The 13,266-nt window shown below is 69.0% G+C and carries 11 protein-coding genes; 9 read left to right on the top strand and 2 right to left on the bottom strand.

Annotation, left to right across the window (positions count from 1 at the left end; all coding sequences use genetic code 11):
* Positions 1-105: 105 nt before the first annotated feature.
* Entirely contained in the window at positions 106-1,968 is a 1,863-nt protein-coding gene (gene edd / locus ACFWQC_RS15090; protein ID WP_378679188.1) for a phosphogluconate dehydratase, read from the top strand.
* The gene (gene eda, locus ACFWQC_RS15085) at positions 1,961-2,590 is read left to right on the top strand and encodes a bifunctional 4-hydroxy-2-oxoglutarate aldolase/2-dehydro-3-deoxy-phosphogluconate aldolase (RefSeq protein WP_378679185.1); all 630 of its coding nucleotides are present in this window, start codon (positions 1,961-1,963) and stop codon (positions 2,588-2,590) included. The genes edd and eda overlap by 8 nt, the downstream gene beginning before the upstream one ends.
* Before the next feature lie 29 nt (positions 2,591-2,619).
* Here the strand turns inward: eda and ACFWQC_RS15080 are convergent, their stop codons facing one another.
* A complete protein-coding gene (locus tag ACFWQC_RS15080; RefSeq protein ID WP_378679182.1) occupies positions 2,620-3,933 on the bottom strand; it encodes an exo-beta-N-acetylmuramidase NamZ domain-containing protein in 1,314 nt (437 codons plus the stop codon).
* 200 nt (positions 3,934-4,133) lie between these two features.
* Here ACFWQC_RS15080 and ACFWQC_RS15075 point away from each other — a divergent pair, with 200 nt between their 5' ends.
* The 3 genes from ACFWQC_RS15075 to ACFWQC_RS15065 all read left to right on the top strand — a co-directional run bounded on the left by ACFWQC_RS15075 (position 4,134) and on the right by ACFWQC_RS15065 (position 7,044).
* A complete protein-coding gene (locus tag ACFWQC_RS15075; protein ID WP_378679179.1) occupies positions 4,134-4,388 on the top strand; it encodes a DUF3311 domain-containing protein in 255 nt (84 codons plus the stop codon).
* Entirely contained in the window at positions 4,385-6,025 is a 1,641-nt protein-coding gene (gene mctP, locus ACFWQC_RS15070) for a monocarboxylate uptake permease MctP (protein WP_378679176.1), read from the top strand. Before ACFWQC_RS15075 ends, mctP begins: the two co-directional genes overlap by 4 nt.
* Before the next feature lie 530 nt (positions 6,026-6,555).
* Positions 6,556-7,044 (top strand): hypothetical protein, encoded by a 489-nt coding sequence (locus tag ACFWQC_RS15065; RefSeq protein ID WP_378679174.1) that lies wholly within the window; start codon positions 6,556-6,558, stop codon positions 7,042-7,044.
* 84 nt (positions 7,045-7,128) lie between these two features.
* Here ACFWQC_RS15065 and ACFWQC_RS15060 read toward each other — a convergent pair whose 3' ends face one another.
* A complete protein-coding gene (locus ACFWQC_RS15060) occupies positions 7,129-7,743 on the bottom strand; it encodes a YceI family protein (protein ID WP_378679171.1) in 615 nt (204 codons plus the stop codon).
* A gap of 535 nt (positions 7,744-8,278) precedes the next feature.
* On the opposite strand from ACFWQC_RS15060, the gene ACFWQC_RS15055 reads away from it, so the two are divergent.
* The 4 genes from ACFWQC_RS15055 to ACFWQC_RS15040 all read left to right on the top strand — a co-directional run bounded on the left by ACFWQC_RS15055 (position 8,279) and on the right by ACFWQC_RS15040 (position 13,128).
* On the top strand, positions 8,279-8,542 hold the full coding sequence (locus ACFWQC_RS15055) for a hypothetical protein (protein WP_378679168.1): 264 nt from the start codon (positions 8,279-8,281) through the stop codon (positions 8,540-8,542).
* Between the two features lie 26 nt (positions 8,543-8,568).
* A complete protein-coding gene (gene glmS, locus ACFWQC_RS15050; protein WP_378679165.1) occupies positions 8,569-10,392 on the top strand; it encodes a glutamine--fructose-6-phosphate transaminase (isomerizing) in 1,824 nt (607 codons plus the stop codon).
* A 22-nt stretch (positions 10,393-10,414) separates the two neighbouring features.
* Entirely contained in the window at positions 10,415-11,221 is an 807-nt protein-coding gene (locus ACFWQC_RS15045) for an MOSC domain-containing protein (protein ID WP_378679162.1), read from the top strand.
* A gap of 62 nt (positions 11,222-11,283) precedes the next feature.
* The gene (locus tag ACFWQC_RS15040; RefSeq protein WP_378679159.1) at positions 11,284-13,128 is read left to right on the top strand and encodes a DEAD/DEAH box helicase; all 1,845 of its coding nucleotides are present in this window, start codon (positions 11,284-11,286) and stop codon (positions 13,126-13,128) included.
* The last annotated feature ends 138 nt before the right edge of the window (positions 13,129-13,266 follow it).

The following is a 13,266-nucleotide window of genomic DNA, read 5'->3' as shown; positions in this document are numbered from 1 at the left end:
GGTGAAGCGTACGCCCCTTATGTCTTTCATGTACCAAAGAATTACTTGTATCGATCCAAAGATCGTGTCAAGGTGTGCCAAAGCACACTGTCTTTTGGAGGACCCGTGACCGCCGTTTCCCCAACCGTCGCTGACGTCACCGCCCGCCTCATCGAGCGTTCCGCGGCCACGCGGGCCGACTACCTGTCCCGCATCGCGTCCGCCCGTGCGACCGGACCCGCCCGCGGCCGGCTCGCGTGCAGCAACCTGGCCCACGGCTTCGCGGCCTCCACCGCGCCGACGAAGGCCGAGCTCAAGGTGGTCACCCCCGCCGCGAAGCCCAACGTCGCGATCGTGACCTCCTACAACGACATGCTCTCCGCGCATGCGCCCTACGAGACCTACCCGCCGCTCCTCAAGGCCGCGGTGATGCGGGCCGGCGGGCTCGCGCAGGTCGCCGGCGGCGTACCCGCGATGTGCGACGGCATCACCCAGGGCCGCGACGGGATGCAGGTCTCCCTCTTCTCCCGTGACGTGATCGCCATGTCGGCCGGGATCGCCCTCTCGCACGACATGTTCGACGCCGCGCTGATGCTCGGCGTGTGCGACAAGATCGTGCCCGGCCTGCTGATCGGGGCCCTCTCGTTCGGTCACCTGCCGACCGTCTTCGTGCCGGCCGGCCCGATGTCCTCGGGGCTCCCCAACAAGGAGAAGGCCCGCGTCCGACAGCGGTACGCAGCAGGCGAGGCCACCCGCGAGGAGCTGCTCGAGGCCGAGGCCGCCAGCTACCACTCCCGCGGCACCTGCACCTTCTACGGCACCGCCAACTCCAACCAGCTGCTGATGGAGGTGCTCGGGCTGCACCTGCCGGGCTCCTCGTTCGCCTCGCCGGACACCCTGCTGCGGGCCGCGCTCAACCGCGCCGCCGCCGCGCGTGCCACCGAGCTGGCGCTCACCGGCGGCCCGGGTGTGGGCGAGATGATCGACGAGAAGTCGATCATCAACGCCTGTGTCGCGCTGCTCGCCTCGGGCGGCTCGACCAACCACACCCTCCACCTGGTCGCGATCGCCCGCGCCGCCGGGATCCAGCTGACCTGGGCCGACATCTCCGACCTGTCGCCGGTGGTCCCGCTGCTGAGCCGGATGTACCCCAACGGCTCCGCCGACGTGAACCACTTCCATGCCGCCGGTGGCGTCAGCTTCCTGGTCCGCACCCTGCTCGAGGCCGGTCTGCTCCACGAGGACGTGACCACGATCCTGGGCCCGGGCCTGTCGGCCTACACCCAGGAGTCGCGGCTCACCCGCGACGGCGAGATCGAGCTGGTCGAGGGCGCCCCGGTCTCCGGCGACCTCGACGTGCTGCGCCCGGCAGACGACCCGTTCTCAAGCGACGGTGGTCTGCGGGTGCTGACCGGCGAGCTCGGCACCGCCGTCATCAAGACCTCGGCGGTCGCGCCCGAGCACCAGGTGGTCTCCGCCCCGGCGGTCGTCTTCGACGACCAGGCCGACTTCCTGACCGCCTTCTCCGAGAAGCGCCTCGACGGGCGCGACTTCGTCGCGGTGATCCGCTACCAGGGCCCCGCGGCCAACGGCATGCCCGAGCTGCACAAGCTGACCCCGGCTCTCGGGGTGATGCAGGACCGCGGCCAGCACGTCGCCATCGTCACCGACGGCCGGATGTCTGGCGCGTCGGGGAAGGTGCCCGCGGCCATCCACCTCACCCCCGAGGCCGCGCTCGGCGGCCCGCTCGCCCGCGTGCAGGACGGCGACCTGATCACTGTCGACGCCGTCGCCGGCACCCTGAGCATCGGGGTCGACGCCGACGAGTTCGCGCACCGTCCCACCACCGGTCGGGCGCCGCTCGACGCCGAGTGGCGCGGCACCGGCCGAGAGCTCTTCTCCGCCTTCCGCGCCACCGTCGGCTCCGCCGACACCGGCGCGTCCGTCTTCCAGTTCGCCTCGCCCCAGGAGACCCCCGTTCATGTCTGACCTCACCTCCGCCCACCTGCTCGACCTCTCCCCGGTGATCCCGGTCGTCGTCGTCGACTCCGTCGACCAGGCGGTGCCCGTGGCCCGTGCCCTCGCCGAGGGTGGCGTGCCCGTGGTCGAGCTGACCCTGCGTACGCCGGTGGCTCTCGACGCCATCCGAGCCATCGCCGAGGAGGTGCCGGAGGTCCTGATCGGCGCCGGCACCGTGACCACTCCCGTGCTCGCCAAGGAGGCCGCCGCGGCCGGCGCCCAGTTCCTGGTCTCGCCGGGTGCCACCCCGACGCTGCACGGCGCGATGCGCGACACCGGCCTACCGTTCCTGCCCGGCACGGCCACCGTCTCCGAGGCCATCGCGGTGCTCGAGACCGGCCACACCGCGATGAAGTTCTTCCCGGCAGAGGCCTCCGGCGGCGTCAAGTACCTGGGCTCGCTGCCGTCCGTGCTCCCCGACGCGCGCTTCTGCCCCACCGGCGGCATCTCGCTCGCGACCGCCCCCAGCTACCTCAGCCTCGGCAACGTCGGCTGCGTCGGCGGCTCCTGGCTCACCCCCGCCGACGCGCTCGCCTCCGGTGACTGGGACCGCGTCACCGCCCTCGCAGCCGCCACCGCCGCCCTTCGCTGACCTCCGCTGACCTCGCCGGGTGGGCGAGGTCAGCGGTAGAGCAGGTACTGGCGACGGGTCGCGTCGAAGTCGGCCAGCTCGTCTCGCCAGGCCGCCTCGACCTCGTCGCCGGTGGCGCCCGCGTCGATCTGCGTACGCAGCCTCGTCGACCCGGTGAGCTTGTCGATCCAGAACGGCCGGGCGGTGTCCCAGGAGTCCTGGCGCCAGGCGAACTCCGGGTAGAGGGCCTTGGCAGTGACCAGCATCTCGACGCCGGTGCGGACGGGATCGAAGCGGTCGCGATCCTGGATCGTGACCTGCACCCCGCCGCAGACCTGGCCGGCGAACTTGTTGACCGAGGGGTTGAAGTACGCCTCCCGGAACGTCACGCCCGGCAGGTTCGCCTCCTCCAGCGCCGCGGCCCAGCGGTGGTCGACGAACGGCGCCCCGATCAGCTCGAACGGCTTGGTGGTGCCACGTCCCTCGGACAGGTTGGTGCCCTCGAACATGCAGGTGCCGGGGTAGGCCAGCGCGGCGTCGGAGGTCGGCATGTTGGGGCTCGGCAGAACGAAGTCGAGACCGGTGTCGGCGTACAACGTCCTTCTCCGCCAGCCGGAGACCTGGACGATGTCGAGCTGCGCCAGCTGCCCGCCGGCGTGCTCCCCGAGGAACTCGCCGTCGAAGAACCGGGCGAGCTCACCGACCGACATCCCGTGCTGCTGGACGATCTCGCGGGCGCCGACGCCCGAGGTGTACGCCGCGGTCATCATCGGTCCGCGGGCGGTCCCGCCCACGGGGTTGGGGCGGTCGAGGACCACGAAGCGCTTCTCGGTCGCGACGGCCGCCTGCATCGCCGTCCACATCGTCCAGATGTAGGTGTAGAACCGGGAGCCGACGTCCTGGATGTCGAAGACGACGGTCTCGACGTCGGCGGTCGTGAACAGCTCGGTCATCTTCGCCACGTTGGCGCCGTAGGCGTCGTAGACGGTCAGCCCGGTGCGCTCGTCGACGAAGGTGCCCTCCGAGCCGCCCGCCTGAGCGGTGCCGCGGAAGCCGTGCTCGGGACCGAAGACACCGGCGATCCGGACCGCTCCCGACTCGTGCATCTCGTCGACGATGTTGCGCAGGTTGCCGAGCACGCCGGTGGGGTTGGTGATGATGCCGACCCGATCGCCAGACAGCACCGACCAGCCGTCGCCGGCGGCTCGCTCGGCGCCGGTCCTGACCGCCGCCCCACCACCCAGCGGTGAGACCTGCTCGGTCGAGGCTCCCGCCGAACCGGCGAGAAGCGGTGCCGCCACGGCGCCGGCTGCGGCAGCGCCGAGCAGACGGCGGCGGTCGATCCGGGGGACTTCAGTGCTCATGGGGCGCTCCTGTGCCGAGGGGGAGGATCACCTCGCAGGCTAGCCCTGAAGGGGTTCCTCGGCAGGCGATTCGACCGTTCGTCCCGGCAGAACGACCGTTCGTCGTCGTATCGGTCCAATTGGGCTGGACACCGTCCGCAATTGTGACCAAGGTCACAGATCGTCCGAACCCCACTTCGACAGATTCTCGGAGGTGACCCATGCCGTCCTCGTCCAAGGGCTCGTGGATCCTTGTCGGGGTCCTCCTGTTCGCGGCAGCAGCGCCGTCACTCGCGGTGCCGCTGTACGCGAAGGAGGATCCGACGTTCGCCGGATTCCCGTTCTACTTCTGGTTCCAGCTCGTCCTCATCCCCTGTTCGGTCCTGTTCACGACCATCGCCTACTTCGTCGCCAAGGCCGCGTTCCGGCGTGACCGTGCCACCGCCGGGCGCCCGTGGAAGGAGGGTGGCCAGTGAGCGTGGTAGCGGTCTCCGTCTTCGCCTTCCTCTTCCTGCTGGTCACGATCCTCGGCTTCTCCGCCGCGCGCTGGCGCCGGGCGAAGTCGATGGACAACCTCGACGAGTGGGGTCTTGGTGGCCGCGGCTTCGGTACGTTCGTGGCCTGGTTCCTCATCGGAGGCGACCTCTACACGGCGTACACCTTCATCGCGGTGCCCGCGACGCTGTTCGCCGGATCGGCGGTCGGGTTCTTCGCGGTGCCCTACACGATCCTCGTCTACCCGCTGATCTTCGCGTTCCTGCCGAAGCTGTGGTCGGTCTCGCACAAGCACGGCTACGTCACCCCGGCCGACTTCGTCGTCGGCCGCTACGGATCCAGGTCCCTGGGTCTGGCCGTCGCGGTCACCGGCCTGCTGGCCACGATGCCGTACATCGCGCTGCAGCTGGTGGGCATGGAGGTCGTGCTCGAGGTGATGGGTCTGCAGAGCGACTCCTCGAACTGGTTCATCCGTGACCTGCCGCTCTTCATCGCGTTCGCGGTGCTCGCCGCCTACACGTACTCCTCCGGGTTGCGGGCGCCGGCGCTGATCGCGTTCGTGAAGGACTCGCTGATCTACATCGTGATCATCGTGGCGATCCTCTACATCCCGTCCCAGCTCGGTGGCTGGGCGAACATCTTCGACACGGTGCAGAACAGCTTCGACACGTTCAACACCGAGAACGCCGACGCGATCGCCGCCGGCGACGCCGCCCCGAAGGCGCTGTTCCCGTCGCAGGCGGCCGGCCAGTGGGCCTACGCCTCCCTGGCCCTCGGCTCGGCGCTCGCGCTGTTCATGTACCCGCACTCGATCACCGGCGTCCTCTCCACCCGCAGCCGCAACGTGATCCGCCGCAACGCCTCGCTGCTGCCGGCGTACTCGTTCCTGCTGGGGCTCCTGGCGCTGCTCGGGTTCGTCGCCCTCGCGGCGGGGGTCATGGTCGGCGACCCGCCGAACCCGCAGCTGGCGATCCCGCAGCTCTTCGAGGACCAGTTCCCGGCGTGGTTCGCGGGCGTCGCCTACGCGGCCGTCGTCATCGGTGCGCTGGTGCCGGCGGCGATCATGTCGATCGCGGCGGCGAACCTGTGGACGCGCAACATCTACAAGGCCTACCTGAAGCCCGACGCGACCCCGCAGGACGAGGCCAAGCAGGCCAAGATCGTGTCCCTGATCGTGAAGTTCGGAGCGCTGATCTTCGTGCTGGCGCTCTCGAAGTCGTACGCCATCAACCTGCAGCTGCTCGGCGGTGTCTGGATCCTGCAGACGCTGCCGGCGATCGTCGTCGGGCTCTACACCCGGTGGTTCCACCGGTGGGCGGTCCTGGCCGGCTGGGCGGTCGGGATGGCGTACGGGACGATCGTCGCGTACGGCGTCTCCTCGCCCACGCAGGAGCATTTCGGTGGACCCTTGGCGCCGTTCCCGGGCACGGAGACGCCTATCTACATCGCGCTCACCGCGTTCCTGCTCAATCTCATCGTGGTCGTCGTCCTGACCCCGATCCTGAGGGCGCTCAACGTGCCGGACGGTGAGGACGCCACCTCGGCGGCGGACTACTCGGTCGACGCGGGCGACGAGGGTGTCGTCGAGGAGCTGAGCTCGACGACGGAGGTGCACTGAGGGGCTACTGACTCGGATACAAAGTCCCGCAAACACGTCTCCGCGACGTGTTTGCGGGACTTCTTCGATATTTCTCCGAGAACTGCAACATCGGCGCATCGACGTACGTAACAAGTACTGAAAGCTCTGATTCGGACCGAACTCGGGAGCGTCCATGGTGAGCAATGAGGCTGTGACGGCCTCGACGAGCAGTCGAGGCCACGGTGTGAGCCGTGCCGCGACGGCTCGTGATGCCGGACGCGCCGTGACGGTCGAGCGTCGAACCGAGCAACGGATCCATGTGGGCGATTGGACGCCGGGGGGCGTCGCCCTGCATGGATCTACCACCGGGCGTGAAGCTGGCCAGTCGTCTCAGACTGCCGATCCGTCCGGTCCGATGGGTGGGGCTATGAGCGTGACCAGGACCTCGCTCGCCCCGCTCGGCGGGACCCCGTCGGTGTCAGCCGCGATCCCCGTGCGCTCGGGCGCCGGGTGCAGGCGCTGACGGGGTCCCGCATTCCCTCAATCCCCGACCACGTCAGGAGAACGCGATGAACTCGAAGGTCCTCCAGGGACTTCGGCGATCGGCGGCGGTGACCCTTGCGGCAGGTGGCTTGATCGTCGCCGGTGCCGCGGTCGCCTGCGCCGACTCGCAGTCCGCTGAGCAGGCCGACGGCCGGGCCGCCTCGGTGGCCCAGCAACCGATCAAGACTCCGGACCGCGGACCCGCGGGTCCGGTGACGATCTCGGGAGCGGCGGCCGGCAGCGACGCGGCCGTGACGGTGACGACCGATGGGACGACGGTCGTGGCCAGTGGCCGCGCGCACGTCGAGTCTCCGGTCGACAATGCCGCCGGCGGTGGCGTCGTCCACCATGACGAGGGCACCGGCTCGCCCCTGGGCGGCGGTCGCGGTGTCGATCTCGGCACGGACAAGGTCGGCTTCGCCGGGGGAGCGACCGGTGACTCTTCGTCCGTGGACGTCGTCGGCGTCGGTCGGGTCGGGGCGGAGAAGCACTACTACGTCCAGGACGCGCCCTGAGCGATCCACGGATGAGATGCGTCGGGGCCACCGGGAGATCTCCCGGTGGCCCCGACGCAGTCGTGGGTCAGATCGACCTCAGGATCAGGCAGCCTCGTCCGCGTTCTTGATCGCGGAGATGTCGAACTCGAGCTTGATCTTCTCGGAGACGAGGACGCCGCCGGTCTCGAGGGCGGCGTTGAAGGAGAGGCCCCAGTCGGTGCGGTTGATCGCGACCGCACCCTCGAAGCCGACGCGGGTGTTGCCGAACGGGTCCTTGGCGGAGCCGGTCTGCTCGAAGGGAACGGTGACCGACTTGGTGGTGCCCTTGATGGTCAGGTCGCCGGTGATGTTCCAGGTCTCGCCGTCGAACTCGACCTCGGTCGACTCGAAGGTGATGTTGGGGTGGGCCTCGTTCTCGAAGAAGTCGCCCGAGAGCAGGTGGCCGTCGCGGTCGGCGTTGCCGGTGTCGACGGATGCAGCCTTGATCGTCAGCGAGACCTTGGACTTGGACGGCTCGGCGGTGTCGATCGTCGCGGTGCCCTCGAACTCCTTGAACGAGCCCCGGACGGTGGTCACCATCGCGTGGCGAGCCGAGAAGCCCAGACGGGTGTGGGCGATGTCGAGGGTGTAGTCACCCGCGATGTCCTCGATGGCGGCGGTCGGGGCGTCGAACTCGGTCTCGGCGGGTGCCGTGTCCTTCTTGCTGAAAATACCCATAGCGAGTGTGCTCCTGGAAGAATTGGTTGAAACTGCAATCATCATAACGGGGGAATCTCTCCCAATGTTCCCGCTCGCGTGGCCTTTCCTGACGACGGGGGGAAAATTGGTTGCAGTGACAACGCTATCCCTAAATGCACGAGGCCCGCTCCCCTGTCGGGGGCGGGCCTCGTGCGTGTTGAGCGGTTGTCAGGCAGCGTGACGAGCGGTCGCGGGTGCACTGACTTCGACCCAGCGGGCCTCCATGTGCTTACGGCCGCGGCGGTCGACGACGGGGAGCCAGCGGAGCTCGAGCTTGCCAGTCACTTTATTTCCGTTCATCAGACACCTCCTGTTCACCTTGTGTTCACCTAAGGTACCGCACCCCCACTCCTATGTCCAAGCAGTGGGCCAAGTGGCGTGCGGTGCTCCACTTCGAGCCCTCGAAAGGGGCTAGGCGGGCGCGTGGCGCCCCACTTGGGCCAAAAGGGCAAGTCCTGCCCGAAATCGGGCAGAAACTTGAACCTTGTCCCGTGGGTGGCTCACAGTTGGTGGAGTGAAGGCCGAGCAAGCGCTGATCGACCACCTGGTCGCCACCACTGGGCTCGTGCCCGCGGAGGCGGCGCGAGTGATCGAGGACGTGGTGGCGTACTTCGACGAACCGGTCGAGGCCTACGTACGCCGCCGGCATTCACAGCTGAAGACCTACGGCGCGAAGAACGACGCGATCTTCGCGCAGCTCGCCGAGGAGCTTCGGGCGCGGGTCGTCGCCGCGCCGCAGCTGACCGAACGGCAGCTGCGACGGCTCATCTACGGATAGAACGACGGAAAGATTGGACGGGACACATGTGCGGAATCGTCGGCTACATCGGACCCCAGCAGGCTGCTGGCCTGCTCACCGAGGGGCTGGCCCGGCTGGAGCACCGCGGTTATGACTCGGCGGGCGTCGCGGTGCTGGGCAGCAGGCTCCAGGTGGTGAAGAAGGCCGGCCGCGTACGCGATCTGGTCGATGCCCTGCCGAAGCGCTTCGCCGGCAAGGTCGGCATCGGTCACACCCGGTGGGCGACCCATGGCCCGGCCAACGACGCCAACGCCCACCCGCACGTCTCCGCCGACGGTCGCGTGGCCGTGGTCCACAACGGGATCGTCGACAACGCCGCCTCGCTGCGGGGGCGGCTCACCGAGGCGGGCGTCGAGCTGGTCAGCGACACCGACACCGAGGTCTTCGCCCACCTCATCGGAGTGTCGACCGCAGACACGCTCGAGGCCAAGGTCGTCGACGCGCTCTCCCAGGTCGAGGGCACCTGGGGCCTGGCTGTCGTGCATGCCGACTTCCCCGACCGCATGGTCGTCGCCCGTAACGGCTCACCGCTGATCGTCGGCGTCGGCGACGGGGAGATGTACGTCGCCTCGGACCTGGCCGCGGTCGTACGCCACACCACCACCGTCGCCCACCTCGACGACGGTGAGCTCGCGACCATCACCGCGACCGGCTTCACGACCTTCCGCCAGGATCTGACGACGACCACCACGACGGCTCGCGAGGTCGATGTGGACCCGTCGGCGTACGAGTACGGCGAGCTCGCCGACGAGCCGCGGATGTTCACCGAGATCCTGGAGCAGCCGTCCTCGGTCGAGCGGGCGCTGCGGGGGCGGCTCGACGAGCGGTTCGGCACGGCCCACCTCGGCGGGCTCAACCTCGACCCGCGCGAGCTGCGCGCGATCCGCCGGGTGAAGATCCTCGGCTGCGGCTCGGCCTACTACGTCGGCCAGATGGGTGCCGGACTGATCGAGGAGCTGGCCCGGGTCCCCGCCGACGCCGAGGCGGCGTCGGAGTTCCGCTACCGCAACCCGATCATCGAGCCCGACACCCTCTATGTCGCGGTGTCCCAGTCCGGCGAGACGATCGACACGCTGCTCGCCGTGCAGGAGATCAAGCGCAAGGGCGGCCGGGTCCTCGGCGTCGTCAACGTCGTCGGCTCGGCGATCGCGCGCGCGGTCGACGGCGGCATCTACCTGCACGCCGGTCCGGAGATCGCGGTCGCCTCGACCAAGGCGCTCACCAACATGTACGTCGCGTTCTCGCTCCTGGCGCTCCAGCTGGGCCGCGTACGCGACCTCTCGATCGCCGACGGGAAGCGGCTCATCGCCGGCCTGCAGGCGTTGCCGACCCAGATCGAGGAGATCCTCAAGAGCGAGTCACACCTCGAGGAGGTCGCGGCCCGGCTGGCCGAGGCCGAGTCGATGTTCTTCGTCGGTCGCGTACGCGGCTACCCGGTCGCGCGCGAAGGCGCCCAGAAGCTGAAGGAGATCTCCTACCGGCACGCCGAGGCGTACCAGACCTCCGAGCTCAAGCACGGTCCGCTCGCGCTGATCTCCGAGTCCGTTCCGACCGTGGCGATCGTGCCGCAGGACGAGCTGACCGACCGGAACGTCGCGGCCCTGCACGAGATCAGCGCCCGCCGCGGGCCGCTGGTCGTCGTCACCCACCCCGATGTCGACCTCGGCGAGCTCGACGCGCTGCGCGTCGACGTACCGAAGAACGAGGTCGAGCTCGACCCCATCCTGCTGACCATCCCGCTCCAGCTGATCGCCTTCCACGCCGCCAAGGCCCTCGGTCACGACGTCGACAAGCCGCGGAATCTCGCTAAATCGGTAACCGTTGAGTAGCCAAGAGCGGTTCAATCGGGCCATGCGTCTGGCGGGTATCAATCTCCATCCGGTGAAGTCGACGGCGATCAGGCCGGTGCAGGAGGCGTACGTCGGCAGGGCCGGGCTCGTCGGGGACCGGGAGTGGATGGTCGTCGACGGTGCGGGAGAGCTGGTCTCCGCGCGGGAGATCCGGGAGCTCTTCACCATCGTCGCCGACACCCCGGCGACCGGCGGCGGCGCCGACCTCCGGCTGAGTGCGCCCGGACACGAGCCGATGGAGGTGGCGCTCCCGAGCCAGGACGTACGTGACGTCCAGATGTTCAAACGTCCGAAGATGCGTGTGCGCCCGGCAGGTCCGGAGGCCGACACGTGGCTGCGCCGTGTCCTCGGCCGCGATGACCTGTCCCTGGTGTGGTGCCACGACCCGTTCCGGCGGGTGCTCGACGCCGAGGACGGGTTCGCCGCCTCCGACCACGCGGCCTTCCAGGACGACTCCGCGGTCTCGCTGATCACCGACGCCTCGGTCGCTGCGATCGACTCCTGGAGCGAGGCGACGATCACCGCGCAGCGGTTCCGGCCCAGTCTCTTGGTCGAGGGTGCCGAGGAGGCGTTCGTGGAGGACGGGTGGAACGAGATCGGCATCGGTCCGGTCCGGTTCCGGGTGGTCTCGCCGGTCCCGCGCTGCGTGATGACCACCATCGATCCGGTGACGCTGGAGAAGAGCAAGGAGCCGTTGCGTACGCTCGCGATCCATCGAAGGTGGGGCGGCAAGACCTGGGCGGCGGTGCATCTCGGCGTCGAGCACCCCGGTGAGATCGCAGTCGGCGACGAAGTCATCGTGTCCTGAGTGACGGGGCCCACCGCGCCGAGGAATGTCGAGATCGTGCTATATGGGCCTACCGTTGGAGGGTGAGCACCGACGCTGAATCTGCCGTATCCACTACTCCCGCGCCCGAAGCGACCAGCGGTGAGCCCAGCGTGGAGGCAGAGCAGGGTCCGACCTTCGACTCACTCGGTCTGTCCGCCGGTGTCCTCGACGCCGTGAAGGCGCTCGGTTACGAGACGCCGAGCGCGATCCAGGCCGCGACCATCCCGTCGCTGCTCGAGGGCCGCGACGTCGTCGGTCTCGCGCAGACCGGCACCGGGAAGACCGCCGCGTTCGCGCTGCCGGTGCTCTCGAACCTCGACATCTACCAGAACGCGCCCCAGGCGCTGGTGCTCGCGCCGACGCGCGAGCTGGCCCTGCAGGTGTGCGAGGCGTTCGAGCGTTACGCGTCCAACCTGAACGGCGTACGCATCCTGCCGGTCTACGGCGGGCAGGGCTACGGCCCGCAGCTGACCGCGCTGCGTCGTGGCGTCCACGTCGTCGTCGGCACCCCCGGCCGGATCATGGACCACCTGGAGAAGGGCACGCTCGACCTCTCCCAGCTGCGCTTCCTGGTGCTCGACGAGGCCGACGAGATGCTCAACATGGGCTTCGCGGAGGACGTCGAGACCATCCTCGCCGACACCCCCGAGGACAAGCAGGTCGCGCTCTTCTCGGCGACGATGCCCGCGCAGATCCGCCGGCTGTCGAAGAAGTACCTTCGCGATGCGAAGGAGATCTCGGTCAAGGCGAAGACCCAGACCGCGACCAACATCACCCAGCGCTACCTGATGGTGTCCTACCCCCAGAAGGTCGACGCGCTCACCCGCATCCTCGAGGTCGAGAACTTCGAGGGCATGATCGTCTTCACGCGCACCAAGTCCGAGACCGAGTCGCTGGCCGAGAAGCTCCGCGCGCGAGGTTTCCTGGCCACCGCGATCAACGGTGACATCGCTCAGAACCAGCGTGAGAAGACCGTCAACCAGCTCAAGGACGGCTCGCTGGACATCCTGGTCGCGACCGACGTCGCGGCTCGTGGTCTTGATGTCGAGCGGATCTCGCACGTGGTCAACTACGACCTGCCGACCGACGTCGAGGCGTACGTCCACCGCATCGGCCGCACCGGGCGTGCCGGCCGCACCGGCGACGCGATCTCGTTCGTCACCCCGCGTGAGCGGTGGCTGCTGCGCGCAATCGAGAAGCACACCAAGGCATCGCCGAAGCAGATGAACCTGCCCTCGGTCGACGAGGTCAACGCGACCCGCCTCTCCCGCTTCGACGACGGCATCACCGCCGCGCTGCAGGAGGGCGAGCGCATCGAGTTCTTCCGCGAGGTCGTGCGTCACTACGTCGATGAGCACGACGTCCCCGAGGTCGATGTCGCGGCCGCTCTGGCCGCGGTGCTCCACGGCGAGGAGCCGCTGCTCCTCGACCCCGAGCCCGAGAAGCCCGCCTACGAGGACCGTCGCGGACGTCGCGATGACCGCGACAGCGACCGCGGCCCTCGCCGCGAGACGGGTACGTCGCGTCAGACGGGTCAACCGCTGGCCACCTACAAGATCCAGGTGGGCAAGCGCCACCGCGTCGAGCCGCGCCAGATCGTCGGCGCCATCGCCAACGAGGGCGGCCTGCGCCGCGCCGACTTCGGCAACATCTCGATCCGCAACGACTTCTCCCTCGTCGAGCTCCCCGCGGACCTGGCCCCCGAGACCTGGAAGGCGCTCGAGTCGACCCGCATCTCCGGCAAGCTCATCGAGCTCTCCGAGGACTCCGGCGGCGGGCCCGTGCGTCGCTCCGGCGGCCGCTTCGACAAGGGCGGCCGGCCGGGCAGCAGCTCCGACTTCGGTGACCGCCCCCGCAAGCCGCGGCAGAAGCGCAAGTTCGACTGACCTGATCCAACCGGGCCGAGCCCGTCGAGAAGTCACTCGCGCCGGGGGGGGGGCCTCCCCCCACGACAAGAGCGCACCGGACGGGCGAGATAGGCAGGCGAAGGGGGGCTCAAACAGACGGGGGGAGGCTGGGGCGGG

This window comes from Nocardioides sp. NPDC058538 (genome assembly GCF_042719275.1).
In the GTDB taxonomy this organism is placed as follows: domain Bacteria; phylum Actinomycetota; class Actinomycetes; order Propionibacteriales; family Nocardioidaceae; genus Nocardioides.
Note: the sequence above shows the minus strand (reverse complement) of the source record. Positions and strands in the feature narration are given on the sequence as shown.

What these genes read in the sequence shown, in the direction of transcription:
- eda (WP_378679185.1), top strand. Translation starts at nt 1,961, where the DNA reads ATGTCTGACCTCACCTCCGCCCACCTGCTCGACCTCTCCCCGGTGATC.
- ACFWQC_RS15080 (WP_378679182.1), bottom strand. Translation starts at nt 3,933, where the DNA reads ATGAGCACTGAAGTCCCCCGGATCGACCGCCGCCGTCTGCTCGGCGCT.
- ACFWQC_RS15075 (WP_378679179.1), top strand. Translation starts at nt 4,134, where the DNA reads ATGCCGTCCTCGTCCAAGGGCTCGTGGATCCTTGTCGGGGTCCTCCTG.
- ACFWQC_RS15065 (WP_378679174.1), top strand. Translation starts at nt 6,556, where the DNA reads ATGAACTCGAAGGTCCTCCAGGGACTTCGGCGATCGGCGGCGGTGACC.
- ACFWQC_RS15060 (WP_378679171.1), bottom strand. Translation starts at nt 7,743, where the DNA reads ATGGGTATTTTCAGCAAGAAGGACACGGCACCCGCCGAGACCGAGTTC.
- glmS (WP_378679165.1), top strand. Translation starts at nt 8,569, where the DNA reads ATGTGCGGAATCGTCGGCTACATCGGACCCCAGCAGGCTGCTGGCCTG.
- ACFWQC_RS15045 (WP_378679162.1), top strand. Translation starts at nt 10,415, where the DNA reads ATGCGTCTGGCGGGTATCAATCTCCATCCGGTGAAGTCGACGGCGATC.